This window comes from Aquitalea magnusonii (assembly GCF_002217795.2).
Lineage (GTDB): Bacteria > Pseudomonadota > Gammaproteobacteria > Burkholderiales > Chromobacteriaceae > Aquitalea > Aquitalea magnusonii_B.
Window position 1 is genome coordinate 3601977 of record NZ_AP018823.1, and the last position, 24395, is coordinate 3626371.

The 24395-nt window shown below is 58.5% G+C and carries 18 protein-coding genes and 1 tRNA gene; 2 read left to right on the forward strand and 17 right to left on the reverse strand.

Going from position 1 to position 24395, the window contains the following annotated elements:
- Window positions 1-22: 22 nt before the first annotated feature.
- The gene (locus DLM_RS17090) at window positions 23-1168 is read right to left on the reverse strand and encodes a trans-sulfuration enzyme family protein (protein ID WP_089085114.1); all 1146 of its coding nucleotides are present in this window, start codon (window positions 1166-1168) and stop codon (window positions 23-25) included.
- A 221-nt stretch (window positions 1169-1389) separates the two neighbouring features.
- On the opposite strand from DLM_RS17090, the gene DLM_RS17095 reads away from it, so the two are divergent.
- Window positions 1390-3144 carry an AMP-dependent synthetase/ligase gene (locus DLM_RS17095; protein WP_089085115.1) on the forward strand — a complete coding sequence of 585 codons (1755 nt, stop codon included), beginning with the start codon at window positions 1390-1392 and terminating at the stop codon, window positions 3142-3144.
- A 59-nt stretch (window positions 3145-3203) separates the two neighbouring features.
- Here DLM_RS17095 and DLM_RS17100 read toward each other — a convergent pair whose 3' ends face one another.
- The 3 genes from DLM_RS17100 to DLM_RS17110 form a co-directional block, all read right to left on the reverse strand.
- The gene (locus DLM_RS17100) at window positions 3204-3863 is read right to left on the reverse strand and encodes an amino acid ABC transporter permease (RefSeq protein WP_089085116.1); all 660 of its coding nucleotides are present in this window, start codon (window positions 3861-3863) and stop codon (window positions 3204-3206) included.
- 113 nt (window positions 3864-3976) lie between these two features.
- A complete protein-coding gene (locus DLM_RS17105; RefSeq protein WP_089085117.1) occupies window positions 3977-4759 on the reverse strand; it encodes a transporter substrate-binding domain-containing protein in 783 nt (260 codons plus the stop codon).
- Window positions 4760-4872: 113 nt separating this feature from the next.
- Window positions 4873-5649: a sulfite exporter TauE/SafE family protein gene (locus tag DLM_RS17110; protein ID WP_089085207.1), complete on the reverse strand. Its 777-nt coding sequence runs from the start codon at window positions 5647-5649 to the stop codon at window positions 4873-4875.
- Window positions 5650-5854: 205 nt separating this feature from the next.
- On the opposite strand from DLM_RS17110, the gene DLM_RS17115 reads away from it, so the two are divergent.
- Window positions 5855-7519 carry a DUF945 family protein gene (locus tag DLM_RS17115; protein WP_167467146.1) on the forward strand — a complete coding sequence of 555 codons (1665 nt, stop codon included), beginning with the start codon at window positions 5855-5857 and terminating at the stop codon, window positions 7517-7519.
- Window positions 7520-7623: 104 nt separating this feature from the next.
- On the opposite strand, the gene mcrC is transcribed toward DLM_RS17115, so the two are convergent.
- The 13 genes from mcrC to ispE all read right to left on the reverse strand — a co-directional run bounded on the left by mcrC (window position 7624) and on the right by ispE (window position 24371).
- Window positions 7624-8742 (reverse strand): 5-methylcytosine-specific restriction endonuclease system specificity protein McrC, encoded by a 1119-nt coding sequence (mcrC, locus tag DLM_RS17120; protein WP_089085119.1) that lies wholly within the window; start codon window positions 8740-8742, stop codon window positions 7624-7626.
- A complete protein-coding gene (locus tag DLM_RS17125) occupies window positions 8742-10961 on the reverse strand; it encodes an McrB family protein (protein WP_197715440.1) in 2220 nt (739 codons plus the stop codon). Before DLM_RS17125 ends, mcrC begins: the two co-directional genes overlap by 1 nt.
- A gap of 89 nt (window positions 10962-11050) precedes the next feature.
- Window positions 11051-14095: a type I restriction endonuclease subunit R gene (locus DLM_RS17130; RefSeq protein ID WP_089085121.1), complete on the reverse strand. Its 3045-nt coding sequence runs from the start codon at window positions 14093-14095 to the stop codon at window positions 11051-11053.
- 35 nt (window positions 14096-14130) lie between these two features.
- A complete protein-coding gene (locus DLM_RS17135; RefSeq protein ID WP_089085122.1) occupies window positions 14131-14733 on the reverse strand; it encodes a hypothetical protein in 603 nt (200 codons plus the stop codon).
- Window positions 14734-14752: 19 nt separating this feature from the next.
- Window positions 14753-16105: a restriction endonuclease subunit S gene (locus tag DLM_RS17140; protein ID WP_089085123.1), complete on the reverse strand. Its 1353-nt coding sequence runs from the start codon at window positions 16103-16105 to the stop codon at window positions 14753-14755.
- Entirely contained in the window at window positions 16105-18345 is a 2241-nt protein-coding gene (locus DLM_RS17145) for a type I restriction-modification system subunit M (protein WP_089085124.1), read from the reverse strand. Before DLM_RS17145 ends, DLM_RS17140 begins: the two co-directional genes overlap by 1 nt.
- 114 nt (window positions 18346-18459) lie before the next feature.
- Window positions 18460-19554 carry a Fic family protein gene (locus DLM_RS17150; RefSeq protein ID WP_089085125.1) on the reverse strand — a complete coding sequence of 365 codons (1095 nt, stop codon included), beginning with the start codon at window positions 19552-19554 and terminating at the stop codon, window positions 18460-18462.
- 362 nt (window positions 19555-19916) lie between these two features.
- Entirely contained in the window at window positions 19917-21008 is a 1092-nt protein-coding gene (ychF, locus tag DLM_RS17155) for a redox-regulated ATPase YchF (RefSeq protein WP_062788843.1), read from the reverse strand.
- Window positions 21009-21069: 61 nt separating this feature from the next.
- Window positions 21070-21654: an aminoacyl-tRNA hydrolase gene (gene pth, locus DLM_RS17160; RefSeq protein WP_197715605.1), complete on the reverse strand. Its 585-nt coding sequence runs from the start codon at window positions 21652-21654 to the stop codon at window positions 21070-21072.
- An 88-nt stretch (window positions 21655-21742) separates the two neighbouring features.
- A complete protein-coding gene (locus tag DLM_RS17165; RefSeq protein WP_089085127.1) occupies window positions 21743-22303 on the reverse strand; it encodes a 50S ribosomal protein L25/general stress protein Ctc in 561 nt (186 codons plus the stop codon).
- A 60-nt stretch (window positions 22304-22363) separates the two neighbouring features.
- On the reverse strand, window positions 22364-23347 hold the full coding sequence (locus DLM_RS17170; RefSeq protein ID WP_045846690.1) for a ribose-phosphate pyrophosphokinase: 984 nt from the start codon (window positions 23345-23347) through the stop codon (window positions 22364-22366).
- Window positions 23348-23436: 89 nt separating this feature from the next.
- Window positions 23437-23511: transfer RNA gene (locus tag DLM_RS17175), tRNA-Gln, on the reverse strand.
- 8 nt (window positions 23512-23519) lie between these two features.
- Window positions 23520-24371 carry a 4-(cytidine 5'-diphospho)-2-C-methyl-D-erythritol kinase gene (ispE, locus tag DLM_RS17180; protein ID WP_089085128.1) on the reverse strand — a complete coding sequence of 284 codons (852 nt, stop codon included), beginning with the start codon at window positions 24369-24371 and terminating at the stop codon, window positions 23520-23522.
- Window positions 24372-24395 lie beyond the last annotated feature (24 nt).

A 24395-nucleotide genomic window follows, 5' to 3' on the forward strand; every position in this document is an offset into this window, starting at 1 on the left:
GCCCGCTTCAGGCCATGAGGACTTAATCCGCCAGTGCCTGGGCCAGATCCGCCAGAATGTCTTCGATATCTTCCACGCCGATGGACAGGCGCAAGCCACCTTCACGGATGCCGAGTGCGGCTTTCTGCTCTGGCGGCATGCCGCCGTGCGACATGGTGTAGCTGTGGTTGACCAGCGATTCCACCCCGCCCAGCGATTCGGCCAAGGCAAATAGCTGCAGCTTGCTGGCCACGCGGCTGGCTTCGGCGCGGGTGTCCTGCTTTAGCCAGATGGTGACGACGCCGCCAAAGCGACGCATCTGCTGCCGGGCGATGGCGTGGCCGGGATGGTCGACAAAACCGGGGAAGAACACTTTTTCCACCTTGGGATGGTCGCGCAGGAAGGCGGCCACCTGTTCGGCATTGTCGCAATGGCGTTCCATGCGCAGGTGCAGGGTCTTGATGCCGCGCAGGGTGAGGAAGCAATCCTGCGGTCCCGGCACGCCACCGGCGGAATTCTGGATGAACTTGATGTCGGCAAACAGCTTGTCGTCGCTGACCGCCACCAGGCCCAGCAGCACGTCGGAATGGCCGCCCAGGTATTTGGTGGCGGAATGCACCACGATGTCCGCGCCCAGATCGATGGGGTTCTGCAGATAGGGCGTGGCAAAGGTGCTGTCCACCGCCACCACCGCGCCATGCTGGTGGGCAATGGCGGACAAGGCGGTGATGTCCACCAGGTTGAGCAATGGATTGGTGGGCGATTCCAGCCACACCAGCTTGGTGCGCGCACTGATGGCTGCACTCAGATTGGCCGGGTCGGTCAGGTCGACAAAGGTCACCGAGATGCCGGTCGGTGCCATCACCTTGGTGAGCAGGCGGTAAGCACCGCCGTACAGGTCGGCCACGGCAATCACTTCGTCACCCGGCTTCAGCGTGGCGCGCAGCACCGCATCAATGGCGGCCATGCCGCTGGCAAAAGCCAGGCCGTGCTTGGCATTTTCCAGGCTGGCCAGGCAGCTTTCCAGCGCGGCACGGGTGGGGGTGCCGGTGCGGGCATAGGAAAACGGCAGTTGCTCGCCCACTTCGGCAAATTCAAACACCGAGGTTTGATAGATGGGCGGCATCACCGACTTGCTGTGCTGACTGCTGTCGTAGCCGGAATGGATGGTCTTGGTGGCAAATTTCATGATGTTTCCTGATTGTCCCTAAGCCACGGTCCAGCAAGGCAGCGGCGGTATCCCCTCACGCTGCCGGCCATTCCGATGGCATGAATAAACGCATGATCAATACAAAAACCGGTATTTTGCCGGCAATTTATTGATCATTCCCAAAATTCAGCCGCAATTTTCTTTACATCAAAAGGGAATGGGGCTAATTTGCGCCGTTTCTGAATCAAACAATTGTACGAATGAAGCTAGAACGCGCTTTTGACATCCTCTTTCACCAACTGGAAACCCTGCCGCGGGCGGACTGCCTGTCTGTCAAAACGGGTGGCCAATGGCAATCCCTGAGCAGCACCGAGGTGATGGAGGCCGTCAATGCGGTTAGCCTGGGCTTGCTGCAACAAGGCATCCTGCGTGGCGACAAGGTTGCCATTGCCGCCGACAACAGTCCCGCCTGGGTGATTGTCGATCTGGCCTTGCAACAGATCGGTGCCATCAGTGTGCCGCTCTATCCTACCTGCACCCTGGAAGATGCACGCTATATCCTGGCGCATGCCGAGGTCAAGCTGGCTTTTGTCGGCAGCAGTGCATTGCAACGCAAACTGGAGCAGGCACTGGATGGCCGCCCTTGTCCCTGCTACGCACTCAATCCGCTGGACAGCCTGCCATCATGGACCAGCTTGCGCGATGCCGGCCAAAGCGGCAGCCTGCGCCAGTTGGCCTTGCTGCGTAACAGCATACAGGCGGACGATGTCTTTACCATCATCTATACCTCCGGCACCACGGGCCGTGCCAAGGGGGTGATGCTGTCGCATCGCAATGTGGTCAGCACCGTGATTGCCACCGCCCAACATACCCGCCTGCCTGCCGGTACATGCCGGGCGCTCAGCTTTTTGCCGCTGTCGCACATTTTTGAGCGTGCCGGGGTGTTGTACTACCTGTTCACCGGCACGGCTATCTATTTCTCCAGTGTCGATGCCTTGTCGGCCAGCATGGCTGAAGTCCGTCCACATACCTTTAGTGCCGTACCGCGGGTGCTGGAAAAAGTCCACGAAAAGCTGCTGGCCAGGGCCAAAACCCTGAGTGGCTGGCAACGTCGGCTGTACCTGTGGGCCATGGCACGGGCAGAAGCCTATGAGCCGCGACAGCCACCACGCGGCCTGGCCGCTATCCAGCATGCGATTGCCGACCGCCTGGTGTATCGCAAATGGCGTGCCGCCATGGGCGGCGAACTGCGCTGGGTGAATGTGGGCTCTGCCGCCTTGCAACCGCGTCTGGCGCGCTTGCTGTGGGCCAGCGGTATTGCCGTGGCCGAAGGCTATGGCATGAGTGAAACGGCACCGGTGATTACGGCCAATCCTTTCCAGGCCGATGCAGTACAGATTGGCAGTGTCGGCATTGCCCTGCCCGGTGTAGAGCTGAAACTGGCCGGGGATGGCGAAATCCTGGTGCGTGGCCCCAATGTGATGGTGGGCTATTACAAAGAGCCGGAACTCACCGCCGAAACCCTGCAACAGGGCTGGCTGCATACCGGTGACATCGGCGTGCTGCAACAGGGCTATCTGCGCATTACCGACCGCAAGAAGGAAATGTTCAAAACCAGCAACGGCAAATACATCGCGCCACAGATGCTGGAAAACAAGCTGAAGGAATCGGCCTATATCGACCAGATCATGGTGGTGGGAGACGGACAGAAATTTGCCGCCGCGCTGATTGTGCCGCTTTACGAGCGGCTGCAGGAATGGTGCCAGGAGCAGGGCATCGCCTATACCAGCCATAGCGAGATGCGGCTGCATCCACGCATTGTCGAACTGATAGAACGCGAGATCAAACGCTTCAACCGCCACTTTGGCAGTTGGGAACACATCAAGAAATTCGCCCTGCTGGACAAGCCCTGGTGCGTCGACGCCGGTGAACTGGCCCCCACGCTCAAGCTGCGGCGCAAGGTGATCAGTCAGCGCTGCCAGGCCTTGATAGAAAGCATGTACCACCACGCCTGAGCACAGGCTGCAGATGAACATCCCCGCCTTGCGCGGGGATGTTCACAGGCGAAACCAGCTCAGCGCTGATGCGCCATCTCCAGCTTGCGCTCCACCCGCTTTTGCAGGCGCTCGAAGCTGGCACTCATTATCCAATACAAGGCCGCAGCACCTAGGTACAGCGGCAGCGGCTGGAAGGTCTGGGCAATCACTTCCTTGGTAGCCAGCATCAACTCGGTGACGGTAATGACCGACACCAGCGAGGTGTCCTTGATCAGGCTGATCAGCGAATTGGACAGGCTGGGTACCGACAGCCGCAGCGCCTGCGGTGCCACGATATGACGCATGGTCTGCCACCAGCTAAAGCCCAGCGACAGCCCGGCATCCCACTGGCCGCGCTCCACCCCGGCAATGCCGCCACGCAGGCTTTCCGACAGATAAGCCGCCACGTTCAGCGTCAGTGCAATAATGCCGGCCGGCACCGGGTCCAGTTCGATGCCGATGCCAGGCAAGCCGTAGTAGATGACAAAAATCTGCACCAGCAAGGGCGTACCGCGCATGGCGCTGACGTAAAAGGCCACCAACTGCGACAACACCGGCACCTTGCCCACCCGCAGCAAGGCCACCACGAAGCCCAGCAACAAGCCCAGCACCATGGCCACCACGGCAAACATCAGCGTATACAGCGCCCCTTTCAGCATCACCGGCAGGGCCGCCGCAATCAGATCTGCCCACTCCATGTTTTCATCCCCATTCAGAAACACTTGCGCCCCTGACCGGCAGGGGCGCAGCAATCAGTGCATTCTAATGGCACTGAAGATAAAACACGATGCCCGCAAAGGGCCGGGGCGGCTTACTTGGCGGCGGTCGGTGCCTTGGACACGTCGATACCGAACCACTTCAGCGAAATTTTCTTGAAGCTGCCATCAGCCTTCATGTCATTCAGTGCCTTGTCCACCGCCTGCTTGAACTTGGGGTTGTTCTTGGCAAACGGAATGCCCATGGTGGTGACATCGCCTACCGGATGACCAGCCTTCAAGGGCAGCTTGGCTTGCTTGATGGCAAACGGAATCAGCAGGCTGTCGTTCAGTGCCGCATCAATCCGGCCGGAGGCCAGGTCTTGCAGGTTCTCCGGTGCCGACGGGTACACCTTCACCTCGATACCATTCACCGCCTTGACCATGTCGGCATAGTTGCTGCCCTGGCCCACCCCTACCTTCTTGCCTTTCAGGTCGTCCAGCGACTTGAACACGCGCGTCTCGTTCTTGCGCACAATCAGTTGGGCGCTGGAGAAGGTATAGGGCTGGGAAAAGTCGAAGGTTTCCTTGCGCTTGTCGGTAATGCCCACCTGATTGACCACCACGTCAAACTTGCCTGCCTGCAGGCCAGCCAGCAGACCGCTCCACTCGCCGGTGGTGAATTCCGGCTTCACTTTCAGGCGCTTGGCCACTTCGGTGGCCACTTCCACATCAAAGCCGGTGAGCTTTTGATTGGCATCCTTGAAGGTAAAGGGCGGATAAGTACCTTCCACGGCAATTTTCAGCGTACCGCGCTGCTTGACGGTATCCAGCAGGTCAGCGGCAAGGGCATGGCCGGCAAAAGCGGCCATCAGAGAGGCGAGCAGGATTTTTTTCATCGCAGATCATCCATCGTTATTTTGAAAACAAAGACATTCCACCACGGGAATACAGGCATTGCTGTGTCAGCAGCGGCTGACATCGCAGCACGATGCGCCAGCATACTCCAGCCTCAGCGGATAAACAGCCATATCGTCAGTGCGGTTCCCACCACCACCACAAAGCCACGCAAATGGCGCTCCGGCAGACGGTGCATCAGCCAGCCGCCCACCACGCCACCGGCAATGCCGCCCAGACCCAGCGCCAGCACCGCCGCCCAGTTGATCTGGGGGGAAAAGGCAAAAATCGCCACCGCTGACGCATTCATGGTCATGGCCAGTGCGTTCTTGGTGGCTGTGGCCATGCGCACCTGCTGACCGGCAATGGTGAGCGCCGCCAGCATCAGAAAACCGATGCCACCACCAAAATAACCGCCATACACCGCAATCACGCCCTGAATCAGCAGCAATAGCGGGGTGGGCAAATGCCGTGGCGGCGCATCCGGGTCCACCACCGGCTTGCGGCGGAAACTGCCCCAGGCAAACACGCTGGTGGCAAACAACACCAGCCACGGCACCAGCCGGGTAAAGATGCTGACCGGGGTGGAGAGCAGCAACAAGGCTCCCAGCACCCCGCCGATCAGGCTGACGGCAAACAGATGACGAAACGGCACCGGCCCCACCCCGCCCACCAGCTTGCGCCCGGCCAGCGCCGAGGTGATCTGGCTGGGAAACAGCGCAATAGTGCTGCTCATATTGGCGGCCAAGGGATTAAGCCCGGCCAGCAACAAGGCGGGAAAGGTAATGAAGGAGCCGCCGCCCGCCAGTGCATTCTGAATGCCGGCGTACAGGCCGGCTGCGGCAATCAGTGCCAGCAGGGGCAGCGGTAAAGGCTGCGAAAAATAAGACATGAACGGCTCCATCATGGATCGGGCTAGGGGTCGGGTAGAAACAAGCGCTCCATTTTGCCCGGAATGCCGCAGAAAAACACTCGGGTTTTCCCCTGCCAGCGCCTGCCAGCAGCGCAAAAGCGGGCTGGTGCAGCCCTGTTTCCCCTGCTAGTCTGGCAGCATGTCAGCACTAGGCGTATGTCATGTAGCGCCACAGGGAGAAGCAATGAAGGCAATCAAGATAAGCGCGGCACTACTGGGCCTGGCGGTGGTGGGATGGTGTGGTATCGCCCCCGGCATTGTCGGCATGCGCTACGAAGAAAAAATGCGCGGCGACTTTGCCACCATGTCAGACAAGGCTGGCGGCTCCATGCTCAGCCTGCAACAGTTTGACCGCGGCTGGTTCAGCTCCACCGCCAAGGTACACCTGAAACTGCCCATCGGCGGCCAGATGCAAGTGCTGCAACTGGACTACAAGATCAAGCAACTGCCGCTCCCCTTCATGCGCTGGTCCCGTACCGACATCAGCTTCACGCCACTGGATGAACAGGGCAAGCCCGGTATTCCCCTGCCGCTCACGCTCCAAAGCATCCGCAATACCAATGGCAGCAATGACAGCCATCTGACCGGCCACGACGTCATCGTCAACAATGCAGCCGGCACCTTTACCTTCAGCATCGAAGGTAGCGCCCATACCCGGAAGGGAGAGCCGGTCAGCTTCGATCTGACCCTGCCCAAGTTCAGCTTTCAGGCGGCCAGCACCGGCAGTAACGGCCTGGCCGTGCGCCTGAACGATCTCAAGCTCAATGGCAAACTGAGCACCTTCAATACGCCCGATGTCCCCTGGACCTCGCAACTTGAGCAGCAGATGGGCGAAGTCACCGTGCTGGCAGGCAGCACCCCGCTGTTCCAGTTTGGACCCAGCCACATGACGATCAAGCTGGATGACAAGGGCGGTAACTTCGACCTGAGCTACCTGACGCATCTGAACACACTGAAAATGTCACTGCCCGGTCAGCAGCCGCTGGAGCTGGACAATATCGACATGGACTACAGCTACGGCAATCTGAACAAGCGGGCGCTGATTGCCTGGCAAGCCGACAGCGTGGCACTGGCCAGCCGTGCCGACCTGCGCAACAATCCGGCCGCCATGCAACAGGAATCCATGGCCTTGCTTACCAAGCACATGGGGGCCTTGCTGGCACAATCACCCTCCTTCAATCTGCAACGCCTGTCCATGCACATGCCCAAGGGCAGCATCCAGGGCAGTTTCTCCATTGGCTTCGATGGCAGCGGCGTCAAGCCCGCCGACATCACCCTGCCCTGGCTGGCCACGCAAGGCCAGCAGCGCAGCACGCTGCAAGCCAGCCTGGCCGTCGAACGCACCTTGCTTGACGCCCTGGCTCCCTCAGCACAGGCCAAGGCACAAGCCGAGATGATGCTGACCCAATGGCAAACACAGGGCCTGATCAAGAACGATGGCAAGGTTATCAGCACCAAGCTGCTGTTTGATCGCACTGGGGTAAAAGCCAATGGTCAGCCACTGAACCTGCCGGGCCTCATGTCGGGGATGAACAGCAGGCCCGCGCCAAGTGCGCCAGCGCCGGAGGCAGCGCCGGCCATGCCGCCAGCAGCCGGGCAGAGCAGCACAGCACCCGCAGCGGCCAGCAAAACGACAAGCCCGGCCGCCAGCATGCCTCCGGCCAACACAGCCCCCGCCCCGGCAGCGGCCCCTGCCGCCGCAGCCACCACGCTGGCAACCGCAACCGCTCCGGAAACCAAAACAGGCTCACGCCACACGCAACTGCCCGGCCCCCGGCTTGACCTGCGCTACTGCCTGCGCCAGCACAGCGACCTGGCCATCATGCGCTGCGCCAACCACAGCCGTTAGACGCCAGCCAAACAAAACGCCCCCGGAAACTTCATCCGGGGGCGTTTTGCATGGGGCGTGAGTGAGATTGCTACTAAAGACAGGATACGGCTACAAGCACATGCTTATGACTGTTCGATACACCTTAGCAACTGCGCACGAATCTCGGCTGGCTTTGCTGCCAAGTCCACGGTCGCAAAGCGGAGCGGATGGCCCTGGATGACGACTGTCTCATCGATCATCGCTCCAACGGTGGGGTGCAACAGCAAGCCACTGGCTGAGTCTGCCAGCGCATCACCGCAGCCCACCTGCGACCTCAGATAGGTGTACATCTGGTAGAGGTAGCCGCTGCGCAGGCTTTGCTCCCGATACCACCCTGCCGTCACGATGGAGGTGAACTTGGTGTCGATGACGATACGTCGCCCCAAGCCACCATGATCGAGCACCACGTCGGTCCGCATGGCGGGCAAGATGTCATCTATACCGTCGGTCTTGGACAAGATTTGCCACTGCAGGGTGGTGCCGCAACGAACATGCCACCCGAGTGGACTGAGCGCCACGGCATACAGGCCACCCACGGCGCGCTCAAACAGACGACGAGCCCAAGCTTCCTCCCGGCCAGGCATGGCCAGCACGTTACTGCCGGCGGATTCCGTGGGCAGCGACAGGTCATAGGCCAGCTGGGCGGCTGCCACCATCAACTGATCATCCGCATCATGGCGACCGAATCGATCAGTGCTCATTTGGGCGCGGGTCGGCGGCTGCCCTGCGACGCCTCGGGCCCGCATCGCGGCTGCGAGAGACCGGCACCGGTGGGCGACGGAGGCCTTCTTGACCAGCCTGGCAACGGACGCCAAGGCTGCGCGGACAAAACGATTCCGTGGCGTGTCGATGGTGAGTTCGGCAAAGCGGCAGGCCACCAAGCCGCGATCCAACAAGCGCCGCCGCTCCGTGGTCAGCGCATCAATGCGCCCACGGACGCGGCTGAGCCACTCTTCCCGAGATCGGTAGCCCAGGCTCAGCTGACGGTGCAACCGAGTCTCAACGGCATGGGCCAAGATTTCTGCCACCAGATCGGGTAATTCATCGGGGCTTTCTTCGACCGCCACATGGGCGGTGCCGCCAGACCGAAACAGGTCCGATGCATACAGCATCAAGAGCCAGAGGTTCCGGACAGGAATGCGCCCCACGAATCCGGGCGTGAATCCTGATTCGGCGGAAATCGGTGGCGCGATCAGACCCATCACCAGCCCTGCAGCAACCTTGCGGTGGCCTGATGCGCCTCCTCGGGGGAGTCAAACCAAACCTCTTCCAACAGGGGGCCGATTTCTGTCTCCACGACTTGCTGGAACCATCGCCGCGTGCTACCCGCCTCCAGCCGATGCACAGGTGTGACATAGCTGTGACCGATTCGGAACTGCTTGCCCAAGCGTGCATCCGCTGCAATCTGCTCATTCAGCTCGGCCATGCGTCGCTCGATGTCTGAGGCGAGCGCTTCATCGACTCCGCAGGTAGACACCACCCAGTTCCGCCATGCGGGCCCAAGCCGAGGCTCAAGCCCCACAAACGCAAAGCGGCGCCGCAGCGCCAAATCGACCAGCGCCAGCGACCGGTCCGCGATGTTCATGGTGCCGATCACATGAAGGTTCTCGGGGATGTGGACCGGCCGCCGTACGCCGTCAGCGTCGGGGTAGCACAGCTCCAACGCCTCGCTGGGGGTGCGCTTGCCCGCCTCCAGCAGCGTCAGTAGTTCACCGAACACCTGCGCGGGATTGCCTCGGTTGATCTCCTCGATGACAACAACGAACTTGGCGGCGGGCTCCTTCTTTGCGGCCTTGATGGCTTCCATGAAGACACCATCGGCCAGCGTCAGCTTGCCTTCACCAGTGGGACGCCAGCCACGCACGAAGTCCTCGTACGAAAGATTCGGGTGGAACTGAACGGCTCTGAGCTTGCTATCGTCCTTTTGCCCCATCAAAGCAAAGGCCAATCGCTTGGCCAGCCAGGTTTTGCCGGTGCCGGGAGGCCCCTGCAGGATCAGGTTCTTCTTGGTGCGCAGTCGGTCCAGCATCAACTCAAGCTCTGGCTCCGGCAGAAAGCAGCCGTCGCGCGTGATATCAGCGAGCGAGTAGGGAACGATGGGCGCCTGAGACTGAACGACCTCGGCTGCAAGCTCTTCGCCTCCGTCTTCCTGGGGCAGGTCCGGTGTGGCCTCATCCACCTGAGGCACCGGCGTCGCATCCTTGAACTGCCACGATGCCAGCGACAATTCCGGGAAGCTGTGCACCGGGTAGTCGTCCTCAGCGAACCGTGTGCGCAAGTCATCGGCCAGTTGCAAGTAGGTGGCCGCATCACAGGGCGCTTGCGGTGCTGGCGTGGTGATCGGAACACCAAGGCGCTTCTGGATATAGTGCCGCGACTGGCTGTCCAGCGTCGGAAACTCCCATGGAGCAGCCCAGTACAAGCCCGTGGACAGGTTCCACGCCACACCCCAAACCTGGGTCGCGGCATCATAGGCCTCGATGAACTCGTCGCGGCTGGCCGGCCCGTCGTCTTCCACCAGCGCCTGTGCCGCAGCAAAGACGCACCACAGGGCATCAATGTCTCCGGCCCCTCGCTTGTCCGCATAGCGGAAGAACCAGGAGCGCTGGTTGTTGAGCACCGGGATGCCTTCGAACGTCGCGGGCACAGGCACGCTGACGCCCAGCAGCTTCGCCAGCTCTGCCGCAATCAGCTTGCGGTTGGCGTCCGTCATACCTCGGTTGAACGTGCCCATGACTGTGAACGGGCAGATGTCCTGCAGCGGGCCGCTGCTTCCGTCTGGGAATTTGTCCTGTAAGTAACCCAGGCCCTGCACGCGCTGGGCCATCTGATGGATGCCCTGAATGAGCGGCGCTCGGTTGCTGGCGTAGGCCAGCAGTTTCTCGGCGACGGCCTCGTAGAAGTCTGCCCACTGGAACAGGGTGCCGAAGCGGTCCTTCCAGTACGGCGCGTTGCGGAATCGCTCAATGTCTTGCGGCTTGCCTTCAAACGCAAACGCGATCAGCGCATCCGCATTCCACTCGCCAGGCACAACGCGCCAGATGGTGGGACGGTAGGTATAGAAGTACCACTCGCGCACGCCATCGGCGGACTGCCACTGCACGTTGACGCGCTCACCGTCCTGCGGGTTTTCGGTGATGACACCGATGGCCTTGATACCCATGACGGACACCGGCTGCCGGCGATTGTCGAAGGGCAGGCCGTGCTTGCGCACATAAGCGGCTTTGATGGCAATGCGCTCACCAGGCCGCATGGAGCGGACCAGGGCCTGCTCCTTCTGGCTGGGGGCGCTGACCTCCCAAATACCTTCAGCAATGAAGCGGGCGCTCTGATCATCGGTGTGACCAAAGCTGGCCCCGACGAACCAGGTTGTAGCGGCAGTTTGGCTTGATCCTGCATTCATCATTTCGATTCTCATCATTGGTCCATCGACATTCTGTGTCGCCGAGTATGTCTCGGGGCAGCCACTTCAAGTGCTCCGGAGTGATAATCGCAGTATTCAGAGCCATGTCACTTGCCCGAAGCCTTGACCTGTTGGTACACGGCGCGCATCAGGTGGCTGGCAGCCACACTGCGGAACGCCTCGTCATTCATCAGGCGAACGAAGATGTCTTCATTACCGTCCATGCGCTCGATGAACAGGTTTTCGAGTTGCTTGTTGAACACAGGTTCGAAGTTCTCGATGCTGTTGGCCATCACCGCTTGGCGCAGCTGCTCGTTGGCAACGGCGGTCTCCCGAACCTGATCAAAGAACAGCTGGTCGGCCGGCGTGAACTCGGTGCCGAATCGCTCGTTGAGCTTGCCCACCAGGGTTGACAGCTGCACGTCTTCATCCGCTTGGCCGGTACCCACCTCGGTTGGTCCGTACAGTGCGTCAGGCTCACCCGCCTTCAGATCAATTGCACCTTCGCTAATCTTCTGCAGACGGTAGTATTTGAGCTCCACCTCGTCATCCACCTGCACCGTGCGGCTGTCCACCGTACGCGGTAGCTTGGTCAGCAGGAAGCGAGCATAGGAGAACAGCTTCTCGTGGTCTGAGTCCTGGTAGGGAATGACCTGGGACACGAACGCGTACAGGTTGCGAAAGCTGACCAGCTGCCCCTTGAACAGGTTCTGGTCTTCCTCGCCAAGGTCCTTGAACCGCTCAACAGCCAGATCGAGCAGCGCGTTCAGCTTCTTGTGCTCCCCACCAGTCGGATTCATGCGGTTGCGGAACCAGATCTCACACCAAGCGCTCACTTCCTCCGCGGTGTAAACCTTCCAACCAGCCAGGGTGTAGGCCAGTGTGTTCAGCTGCTGAGGATCGGTGTCCTCGCCCTTCTCAGTCGCCTCATAGTAGGGCTTGAAGGCCGCGTAGATCTCCTCCGGCTCGTTGACGAAGTCGAGCACGAAGGTGTCCGTCTTGCCCCGAGTCGTGCGGTTCAAGCGCGACAGCGTCTGCACCGCCTGGATGCCCGACAAGCGCTTGTCCACATACATGCTGTGCAGCAGCGGTTGGTCAAAGCCCGTCTGGTACTTCTCGGCCACCAGTAACACCTGGTACTCCTCGGTGTTGAACTTCTCTGGCAGCTCGGATTCCTTGAGGCCGTTGTTCATGCCCACCTCGGTAAACTTCTTGTCGGCGAACTCCTTGAGCATGATTTCACCTGAGAAGGCCACCAGCGACTTCACATCGGTGTACTCCTGGTCCTTGATGTACTTGTCGAACCCCAGCTTGTAGCGCACGGCATGCTCACGCGAGTTGGTCACCACCATCGCCTTGGCCCGGCCACCGATCTTGTGCCGCGAGTGGGTGCGGAAGTGTTCTACGATCACCTCCACCTTCTGCGCAATCTCATAGTCATGGAACTGGACGAAGCGGGCCAAGGCCTTGGCGGCCTTGCGGCGCGGCACCGCCGGGTCTTCCTCAACCTTCTGGATCAGCTTGTAGTACCGCTTGTAGTGCGTGTAGTACTTCAGCACATCATGGATGAAGCCTTCCTCGATGGCTTGCCGCATGCTGTAGTGGTGGAACGGTGCCTTGCCGTTGGGACCTGGCTCATTGAAGACCGCCAGCGTCTTGAACTTAGGCGTAGCGGTAAAAGCGAAGAAGCTGAGGTTGGGCTGCTTGACGCGTTTGAGCTGCTCACGCAACAGCTCCTTTTTCGCATCCTCACTCAAGGCCTCATCGTCCAGGTCCAGCAACTGCTCCGCGATGGCCGCCTCAATGCCATCCTTGTTCAGGATCTTGCGCAACTCCATCGCGGTTTCACCGCTCTGCGAGCTATGCGCCTCATCCACGATCACCGCAAAGCGCTTGCCCGCAGTGGAGATCGCCACACCCTTGCCATTGGCCTCCAACGTTCGGATGGCCTGCGTGATGAACGGGAACTTCTGGATGGTGGAAATGATGATGGGCACGCCATCGGCCAAGGCCTTGGCCAATTGCTGTGTGTTCTCGTCGATCTTCTGCACCACGCCCAGCTTGTGCTCGAACTGGAAGATGGTGTTCTGCAATTGCTGATCCAGCACACGTCGGTCCGTAATCACCACCACCGAGTGGAAGATCTTCTCGTTGGCCGCGTCGTGCAGGCTGGAAAGGCGGTGCGCCAGCCAGGCAATGGAGTTCGACTTGCCCGACCCCGCCGAATGCTGGATCAGGTAGTTGTGCCCCGAACCATGCGCCTGTGCATGGCTGGTCAATGCCCGCACCGCGTCCAACTGATGGTAGCGCGGGAAGATCATCGTCTCCTTGCGGTGGCGCTTGATGCCCTTCTCAGTGACGACGGTCTTCTCCTCGACATCGAGATGGATGAACCGCGCCAGGATGTCCATCAGGCTGTCCCGCACCAGCACCTGGCGCCACAGGTAGGCGGTGCGGACATCGCCACCGTCGCCGTCCATCACGGGCGGGTTGCCGGCTGCATGATTGTGGCCCAGGTTGAAGGGAAGGAAGAACGTGTCCTTGCCCTCCAGCTTGGTCGTCATGAACACCAGCTCGGTATCCACCGCAAAGTGCACCAGACAGCGCTGCTTGAAGGCGAACAGCAACTCCTTCGGGTCGCGCTCAAACCGGTACTGGTGCTTGGCATGCTCCACATTCCAGCACGTGGCTGACATGGGGTTTTTAAGTTCCAGTGTCGCCACAGGCAGGCCGTTCACTGCCAGCACTACATCCGGAATGGCCCCGCTCTTGGTATTGACCTGACGGATGACGGTGAGCCGGTTGTCGTCGTAGCGCTCGGTACTCGCCGGGTCCAGCCCTGTGTTGGGCGCAAAGTAGGCCAGCCGCACCGTCTTGCCCACGCACTTGAAGCCCTCGCGCAGGATGGCCAACATCCCTTTTGCGGCCAGTTCCTTCACCAGGCTGTCCAGCAGCATGCCGGGGGCCTTGGTGGCGTCAAGCTGCGTCAATCGCGTCCAGATCTTGGGTTGCGTCTTCTGCACAAAGGCAAGGACATCTGCCGGAAACAGCGCCGTTTCGGCGTCATAGGCGTTCGGGTCGCCCTTTTCATAGCCACCATGGGTGACCAGCGCGTGCTCGATGTCGTTTTCAAAGTCGACTTCTTTGTGCATCTTTCTCACCCCTTAAACGCGGCGGATTCGGCCTGTTAGCGAATCACCTCAATATTGCTGTTATCCAGATCCGCCAATGCCAGGCCGTTGAACTCGGCATAGCGGTAGTGGCCTATTGTGTGATCACGCTGCAGGTACTTACCATCCGCATCCAGATATGGCGTCGGGTCTGGATGATTGCTCAGCACATACTTGGTGGCGTGAATTGTGCTGCGCTTGCTTGTGTACGCATTAATGGTGGCATGCAGCGCCTTGAGCCAATCCACGCTGGCTTTCAACTGATCAGGTAGGTCGTGCGGGATGCTCTCTGACTTGAACTCGAGACAGTAAACATGCAGCTTGTTCTTGCGCAGGTTGAACACTACAAAGTCGCAGCGTTTTGACCAAGGCTTGGCGGTATCGTCCAGAAAGTGAAACAGTGGCAGCGATGAGCCGTTCTTCTTGGCATCCAGCTTGATTACCAAGGTCTCGCCCGTGGTCTGCAAGCTCACCTTGTACTCAATGGGCTTGCTGCCGCTTTGACCGAATACCTTTTCCTTCAATACCACCTCGCTGCTACTCGCCTGTGGCTCACCGTAGTGATTAGTATTCAGATAGGACTTCAGGCAGTTGAAATAGCCCTGTGTGTTCAACGCCATTTAGAGCAGCCTCTATTCATTAGGCCACCTCTTTGACAGTCGGTGGAATCTCAAAACCACGCACGTCGATTTTTCCGGTCACGGCGTTGGTGATGAGTGCCGAGCGGTATTCGCGCAAGCGTAAAATCACATCGTGAATCGCATCGGATTGGCGTTTTAACTTGTCAACCTCAGCACCAATCCAAGTGCAAATTTCCTCTTGCTCATCAGTAGGCGGAAGTGCCAACCAGACGTCCTTAACATCGCCAAGTCCAAGCTGAATTTTTGTCCCGCCATATCCAGATCCAGTCAATTGCGCTTGCCCGGAAGCCGAGAAAAATTGGTATGCCATCCAGCGCCCGAATATCCGATCTCCATTCGGTCTGACCAATGCCAGATGTTGACTTACATAAGCGTTTTCAAATCCATCAGGAATGACAGCTACTGAACCAAGATCCGCAGTGATAGAAACAAGCACATCGCCGGATTGAGTCGCAGTTCTCTCTCCTTCGGAGCTTTCCGGCGGCAAAACCCGCTGGATGTCATGAAGGAGTAAATCAACCGAGTCTCTTGAAACATTGGTAATGCGAAGAAAAATGCTACCTGAGTCAGAGTAGTACTCCGCCCAGCCTCGTGAACCGCTTGTGACAAACGTCGAAGCGTATCTCGCCCGCATGATGGTCCAGTGAGTTGGCACCTCGCCCAACCACGCCACCCCTGAATCCTTCATCGCCACGGACGGATCAAGTCCCTTGGTGACGGCATGACTGATCAGTGCAGTGCGCTTTTCGGCGAGCTTGTCGAGCAGCACTTTTTTCTTCGCGATCAGGGTATCGATTTGCGCGGTTTTGAAATCGAGGAAACGGCTGATGGTTTTTTGCTCCTCCATAGAGGGGAGAGCTGCTCTGAAGTCCTTGATAAAGTTCTCTGGCACCCGTTTTTGCCCACCAGCACCGTACATCTCGGACTCACCAATCTTTCGGAATAGATCTGAAATTGTCAGGTAGAAAAGAAACTGCGGCTCAAATTGCTCCCGGACAGCACGCATTACGTAAAGTTCAGTGGTGCCAAATGCTGTTTTATTCTTTAATCCCTTGGCTAGTGCTCCCTTCCCGTTTTCAAAGCAAGGAGTAATTTTTGCCACCACTACATCGTCATCGCAAAAATAGGTATAGCCACTGCCGATTTCGCTTAGTTCCTTCTCTTCGTTCAGACGAATCCCACCGTATTCACCGATGGCATCCATCGGTACAAAGGAAACCAAGTCGGAATCCTCGAGATTAATTTCGTTCTTACTGGGATTCATCTTCAGTGCGAATCGGAGGCGCTTCTGCTTCCAAAGGGCAGGAAAGCCATCAAGTGAATACTCTGGATATGCGAGATAGCTAGCCATCACACCACCTCACTCAGCATGGCCATGATGTCTTTTTCCAGCTGGCTGATTTCAGCCGCAATCACATCCAGCGGGCGCGGGGGCTGATAGACATAGAAGTGCCGGGTCAGCGGAATTTCGTAGCCCACCTTGGTCTTGCTGTGGTCTATCCAGGCATCGGGCACGTGCGGCAGGACTTCGTCCTTCAGGTAGGCCTCGCAGTGGTCTTTTACCAGCGCCAGCAGCTTGTCGTGGCCGGTTTCGTTGTCGTAGCCCAGCGGCAGCGGCAAGGCGATGTCATCTGGTAGCGCCACGATCTCGGTATCGCGCAGGTCGGCATCAGCTTCCGGCTTGCCCTTGGAGTCCAGACAGATGTCTGCCTTGGGGTCGCGCTCCGACAGCGCCGCCAGGATGGCCTTCTTCACCGGCGCGCCCACTTTGATGCCTGCCTTCTTCAGGGCTGCATCAAGCACTGCCTCGAAAGCGGGACGATTGCGGTACAGCGTTTCACTATCCATACCTTGCAGGGCAGCCTTGATGGCTACCTGTGTTTCTTGGCCTGCCGCGACTTCCGCGCGATAGGCGGCATCGTCCTTGCGTTTCTTGCTGCTTGCCAGATTGACGAAGGCGCTTTGCTCATCCAGCTTGGTAATGCGCTCTGCGCTGGCTTGGAAATTCAGCCGCAGCGGGCGCTCAACGGTAATTTTCAGAAAACCAAACTCGTGGTTCTTGAAGAGCTTGCTGCAAATCCGGCGCTCCGGCTTGCCATCTACCAGGACTTCACTTTCCGCATCGTGCTCGTGCTCGGCGTACAGGCGCACCAGTTCCTTGATGTGCTGATCCGAGAGTTCGTTGCGCTTGTTGCCCAAACTCTTGGGCTCCATCTTCTTGTAGTGGCGAGTGCCGTCGATCAGCTGCACCAGACCTTGGCGATGGGCGGGCTTCTTGTTGGTGACGATCCAGACGTAGGTGTAGATGCCGGTGTTGTAGAACATCTGGTCTGGCAGGGCGACGATGGCATCCAGCATGTCGCGCTCGATGATCCAGCGACGGATATTGGATTCGCCCGATCCGGCGTCACCGGTGAACAGGGGCGATCCATTGAAGACGATGGCGATCTTGGAGCCGTCGCCACCGACGTTCTTGCCATCGACCAGCTTGGGCGGCTGGTGCATCTTGGAGATCATGTGCTGCAGGAAGAGCAGCGAGCCATCGTTGATACGCGGTAACCCTGCACCAAAACGACCAGCGAAGCCCAGTTGTTTGTACTCCTCTCGCACAAAATCTTCTTCCGGTTTCCATTCCACACCAAAGGGCGGATTGGCCAGCATGTAATGAAATCGCTTACCTGGGTGTCCATCAAAAGGCATAAAGCCGCTTATTTTGTTTTTTGCGTCCTTAATGCCCAGAGTGTCACCATAAATCAGGTTATTGATCGGCTCATCCTTGATCAGCAGGTCGGAACAGCAGATGGCGTAAGACTCGGGATTGTATTCCTGGCCAAACAATTCGATGTTCGCATCGGGGTTCAGCCCGGTGGTGACGCCATCACCACAGATGAACTTTTCTGATTCAGACAGCATGCCGCCGGTGCCGGCGGTAGGGTCGTACACGCTGCGGTAGATACCCTTCTCGTAGATGCCGTCTTCGCCGGTGAACAGCAGTTGCACCATCAGGCGGATGACCTCGCGCGGGGTGAAGTGATCGCCAGCCTCCTCATTGGCCTGTTCGTTGAACTTTCGCACCAGTTCTTCGAAGAGGTAGCCCATCTGCAGGTTGCTGATGGACTTGGGCGAGAGGTCAATCGACGACGCACAGAACTCCTTGATGATCAGGTAGAGCCGGTTGGCCTCGTCCAGCTTGGCGATCTCGGTTTCAAACTCGAACTTGTCGAAGATATCTCGGGCGCGCGGCGAGAAACCCTGAATGTAGGCAATCAAATTGCCAGCGATGTTGGGTGCGTCGCCCAGCAGCTTCTCAAAGGTGAAGCCGCTGGTGTTGAACAACTCCTGCTTGCTGTCGGCAGCGGCGATACGTGACAGTGCCTTTTCCAGTGCCGGGCCCGTGATGCCTTTGTCTTCCAGGCGTTTTTTTTCGTCCAGCACCTTCTGCTTGTTTTCGGCCAGTACCAGATCGAAACGGCGCAGCACAATCAGCGGCAGCATCACGCGACGGTACTGTGGCGGACGATAGGGGCCGCGAAGCTTGTTGGCGATGTTCCAGATGAAGTCGACGAGGTTTTGGTGTTGTGTGCTCTGCATATTTGATTGCTTTTCTCTGCTGTTCGCTTGTTCGTGTTTGGGCAGCCTGATTGCCCTGGTGCTTGCTGTTGTCCAGCCAGCTTGGTATCTAAGTCGTTTTGGTCAGCCTACTTTTCATGGCTCCTCAGGCTGGTATCCCGTTATCTCGGGGCTTGGGGTCCCTGGCTCTAACTTGATCCACTTCGCCGCGCGCCCCTTGCCATTGGGGGCAATCAATCCCTCGGCCTTCATGGCGCGCAGGATCACGCGCACCATGTCGCGGCTGATGCCGGGGCAGGCCTCCTCAATCTCCGAGATGGAGAAGGGCAATTGGCGTTTGAGAATTTCAGAGCGAACGCGGTCGCCCTTGGCACCCCGGCCGCGCTCGATGGTGCCCACGCGCTCTTCGAATTCCTTGTAGGCGCGCAGCAGGGCACCCCAGAAGTAGTCAAGCCATGGGGCGATGTCGTGTGCGGCATCGTGCCAGCCCAGGGAGCTGGCCTCCAACGTTTCGTAGTAGCTTTCCTTCGATTCTTCGAAGATGCGCTCCAGGCTGATGAAGCGGCCCACCGCATAGTCGAAGTGATAGAGCAGCTGCAAGGTGAGCAGCCGTGCCATGCGGCCGTTGCCATCCGGGAAAGGGTGGATGCACAGGAAGTCGAGAATGGCCAATGGCACCAGCACCAAGGGGTCTGCCAAGTGCTGATCCAAGGCCAAGCGATAGCGCGCAATCAGGTCTGCCATCACCATGGGGGTGAGGTGAGCGGCGACCGGACGAAAGCGAATACGTGCGCTGCCATCGGGGTGACGCTCGACGATGTCGTTGTTGGTGGCCTTCCATTGCCCGCCTGGTTGCGGCATGTAGCGGTACAGCATGCTGTGTAGTTGCAGGACTGTGCTGTCAGAAAACGGCATCTGCTCACCGCTTTCGTGAATCAGACCTAGGGCATCGCGGTAGCCCGCTACTTCCTGCTCAGACCGACTTTGTGGCGTGGCATTCTTGAGCACCAGCGATTTGAGGCGGTGCGCGGCAACAACGACGCCTTCCAACCGGTTCGACGACTCGGTGGACTCAACCACTGCCACCTGCCGCAGGTCGCTCAGGATCTCGGGCGACTGCGCCACGAAGAGCTGCTGCTTGCCTCTGTATTCACCCAGGGCACGCAAGGTCGCCAACTGCCGCGCGTCGAAACGCAACTTGGCGAGGTAGTCTGGTGAGAGTGATTGCATGCAGCATGCATCCGGGCTGGAAAGAATGGGGTAATGCTACAGTAAATAAGGGTATTTTCAATAGCTATTACCCCAATAGAATTGCCATTACCCCATTCCCACTAGATGCGTTGAGTTGATATGCGCCTGCACTATGGACCACGCCCGGATAAGAACCGCAACAAAATAACGTAGCGTCATTGGAGCATGGCGCGCTGACGCCGACAGAAAGGCATACACACCATTGCACACAATTCAGCGGGGGCCATTCATGTAATTTCAGGCAACACCCAGAAACGACAAAGCCGCGTAAAGTCGCGGCTTTGTCGTGTTTCTTGGATTGGATGGCCTTTCCCGGCGTTTCTGGAAAGACCGTCCACCCACTAGACGTTGAACAGGAAGTTCATCACGTCACCATCCTGCACCACGTATTCCTTGCCTTCGGAACGCATCTTGCCGGCTTCCTTGGCCTTGGCTTCGCCACCCAGGGTGATGAAGTCGTTGTAGGCAATGGTTTGCGCACGGATGAAGCCGCGTTCGAAGTCGGTGTGGATCACACCGGCAGCCTGCGGAGCGGTGTCGCCCACGTGGATGGTCCAGGCGCGTACTTCCTTCACCCCGGCGGTGAAGTAGGTTTGCAGGCCCAGCAGCTTGTAACCGGCACGGATCAGGCGGTCCAGACCCGGCTCTTCCAGGCCCATTTCGGCCAGGAACTCAGCCTTGTCGGCATCGTCCAGGTCGGCAATTTCGCTTTCGATGGCCGCACACAGGGCAACCACCGGCGCGCCTTCACGCTCGCCCAGTGCCTGCAGCTTGTCCAGGTAGGGGTTGTTGCTGAAGCCGTCTTCCGACACATTGGCCACGTACATGGCCGGCTTGATGGTGAGCAGGCACAGCGGCTTGAGGATGGCCTTTTCTTCGTCGGACAGGTCCAGCGAGCGCACCGGCTGGCCCTGGTCCAGATGCGGCACCAGCTTTTCCAGTACGGCGATCAGTGCGCGGGCGTCCTTGTCACCGGACTTGGCTTTCTTGCCCTCGCGCTGCATGGCTTTTTCTACCGAGGAGAGGTCGGCCAGCGCCAGTTCGGTGCCGATGGTTTCGATGTCGGCAATCGGGTCTACCTTGCCGGCCACGTGCACGATGTTGTCGTCGTCAAAGCAGCGCACCACGTTGACGATGGCGTCGGTTTCGCGAATGTTGGCCAGGAACTGGTTACCCAGGCCTTCACCCTTGGAAGCACCGGCTACCAGACCGGCAATGTCGACAAACTCGACGATGGCCGGCTGGATTTTTTGCGGGTTGATGATCTTGGCCAGCTCGGCCAGACGCGGGTCCGGCACTTCCACGATGCCCACATTGGGCTCGATGGTGCAGAAAGGATAGTTGGCGGCCTCGATACCGGCCTTGGTCAGCGCATTGAACAGGGTGGACTTGCCAACATTGGGCAGGCCAACAATACCGCACTTCAGACTCATGTCAGCATTCCTTGATTAGGTTCACTAAGATGCAGGCCGGCATGTGGTCCGGCCCGTGAAATCACTTGGCTGCAGTATGCAGCTCTTTCATCGCCATCGCCATGTTGCCGGCAATGGCCAGCGGCAGGTAGGTCTGTGCCTTGAGCACGGCGTCGTCGATGGCGCTCTGTTCTTCGGCACGCGGCTTTTTCAGCACAAAATTCGCCACTTCGTTGCGGTCGCCCGGATGGCCGATACCCAGACGCAAACGCCAGAAGGCAGGCGAACTCAAGCGCGCCGCGATGTCTTTCAGGCCGTTATGTCCGCCATGACCACCGCCCTGTTTCAGGCGGGCCGTACCCGGCGGCAGGTCCAGCTCGTCATGCACCACCAGGATTTCATCAGGCAGAATCTTGTAGAAATGCGCCAGCGCCAGTACCGCCTGCCCGGACAGGTTCATGAAGGTCATCGGCTTGAGCAGCCAGATATCCTGACCTTCTATCGCAACACGGGCAATGTCACCGTGAAACTTGCCTTCTGTCCGCCAGTTGCCCTTGTATTTCCAGCACAGCTCGTCCAGCAGCCAGAAACCGGCATTGTGGCGGGTTTTTTCATACTCCGGCCCGGGGTTGCCCAGACCGACAATCATGCGAATGGAGGACATGATCGACACTTCCAGTAAATGGGCTTGCAATAAAAAAGCTCGCTGCAGGCAGATGCCTTACAACGAGCCCTTGTCAAACAAGCACTAATGCTTAGGCGCTGGCCAGAGCAATGGCTGCGTCTTCGCCACGTACCAGGGCAGCGATTTCAACACCAGCCGGCAGTTTCAGGTCGGACAGGTGTACAGCTTCGCCAGCCTTGATGGCAGACAGGTCAACTTCGATGAACTTCGGCAGGTCGCCCGGCAGAGCGCGAACTTCCACTTCATTGATGATGTGGCTGATCTTGGCGCCTTGCAGCTTAACGGCTTCCGATTGGTCGGCGTTAACGAAGTGCAGTTGAATCTTCACGTTTACCTTCTGGTTCAGGTCAACACGCTGGAAGTCAATGTGCAGGACTTGCTGCTTGTACGGGTGGTTCTGGAAGTCACGCAGGATGACGGCTTGCTTCTGGCCGTCGATAACCAGGTCCAGGATCGCAGAGTGGAAAGCTTCTTCCTTCAGTGCGTAGAAAATGGTGTTGTGGTCCAGAACGATGGACTCAGCAGCGCCGTTGCCGTATACCACGGCCGGCAGTTTGCCAGCGTGACGCAGGCGGCGGCTCGCACCAGTACCCATCTCTTCGCGCTTGGCGGCGATCAGTTCATAAGCCATGTAAAGCTCCAGTATTTCAAGTTAAAGGCACCAGCCCCGCCGCGACCAGCGGGCCTGATGTTACGGCAGGCAAGCGCCCGACGAAACCAGTTCCTCATTGAAGAGGTAGGACACCGATTCCTCGTTGTTGATGCGGCGCAGCGTCTCGGCCAGCAGGCCGGCAATGCTGGCAACCCGGATGTTCGGGCAGGCCAGGGCCTGTGCAGTCAACGGAATGGTGTCGGTGACAACGACCATGTCGATGTCGGAATTCTTGATGCGATCCACGGCCTGGCCGGAGAAAATCGCATGGGTGGCATAAGCCAGTACCCGCTGGGCACCGCGTTCTTTCAGCGCGGAAGCGGCCTTGCACAAGGTATTGGCGGTGTCGATCATGTCATCCACGATCAGACAGGTGCGACCGGATACATCACCGATGATGTTCATCACCTCGGCCACATTGGCCTTGGGGCGACGCTTGTCGATGATGGCCAGATCGGTATTCAGCGCCTTGGCCATGGCGCGGGCACGTACCACACCGCCCACGTCCGGGCTCACCACGATCAGATCGTCAATGCGCTGGGAGCGGATGTCCTTGAGCAATACCGGGGTGGCATAAACGTTATCCACCGGGATATCAAAGAAGCCCTGAATCTGGTCGGCGTGCAGATCGACGGTCAATACACGATCGATACCGGCGCTGGTCAGCATATTGGCCACCAGCTTGGCGGAAATCGGCACACGGGCAGAACGCGGACGACGGTCCTGACGGGCGTAGCCAAAGTACGGAATGGCTGCGGTAATCCGGCCGGCGGAAGCACGCTTGAGCGCGTCGGCCATGGTCAGGATTTCCATCAGGTTATCGTTGGTGGGAGCACAGGTGGACTGCAGGATGAACACGTCGCGTCCGCGGACATTCTCCAGCAGTTCGACAGCAACTTCGCCATCGCTGAACTTGCCGACATCGGCACGGCCCAGGGAGATATCCAGATGCTTGACTACGTTTTGAGCGAGTTCCGGGTTAGCGGTCCCGGTAAATACCATCAAACTGTCGTATGACGCCATGATTCCATTTGCCTTAGCAGGATAAAGAAAAAGCGTGTAAGGGATTCTTACACGCTTTTTTCATGCTCTCTCTTATTGAGAGAAAGTCTTGGCTGGGGAGGTAGGGATCGAACCTACGAATGCCGGAATCAAAATCCGGTGCCTTACCACTTGGCGACTCCCCAATAAACTTTTAAACAATGTCCAACAAGGGGTGGCTATTCAGCCCTTCTGCAACAAATCCCTTATATTTTGCGGACATTGCCTGATAAACTTTATCGGCTTCTTCCTTTGACTGGCACTCAAGGAACACACATGCTCCGGAACCAGTCATCAGCGGCGAACCATATTTTTTTAACTCGCTCAGTACTTCATTCACCGCCGGGTACAGCTCTGAAACAACCGGCTGCAGCGCGTTTCGTCGTTGCTGCGTTGTTTCGAGGATTCGCATTATGCTGATGCCGCCTTCCTCTGTCAACACCCTTCCTGCAAATTTCTTAAATATTTCTGCCGTTGGTACATGAACCCCGGGGTGAATTACAACATACCACGCCGGTTTCAGATTGATTTCATTCAGTTTTTCACCAATTCCGGTGGCCAGCGCATTCTTGCCGAAAATAAACACCGGAACGTCTGCTCCCAGCTGCAAACCCATTTCCATCAATTGCTCGCGCGAATAATGTGTCTGCCACAAATGATTCAGCGCCAGCAAAACAGTGGCGGCATCGGAGCTGCCGCCGCCTAATCCGCCGCCCATCGGGATGCGTTTGCTCAGGCGAATGCTGGCTCCCAGCGGGCAAGCACTGCGCTGTTGCAGCAGGCGCGCAGCGCGAACGGTGAGGTCCTGCTCGGGCTCAACGCCGTCTATAGGGTTGAGCAGTACGATCTGGCCATCGTCGCGCACCGACAGCTCCACCGTGTCGCTGAAGTCGATGAAGCGGAATACCGTCTCCAGCAGGTGATAACCGTCAGCACGTTTGCCAACGATATGCAGCAGGAGATTGAGTTTGGCCGGAGCCGGATAGGAATGGAAATAATGGGTCATGCAGCAATCAATCCGGATAAGTAT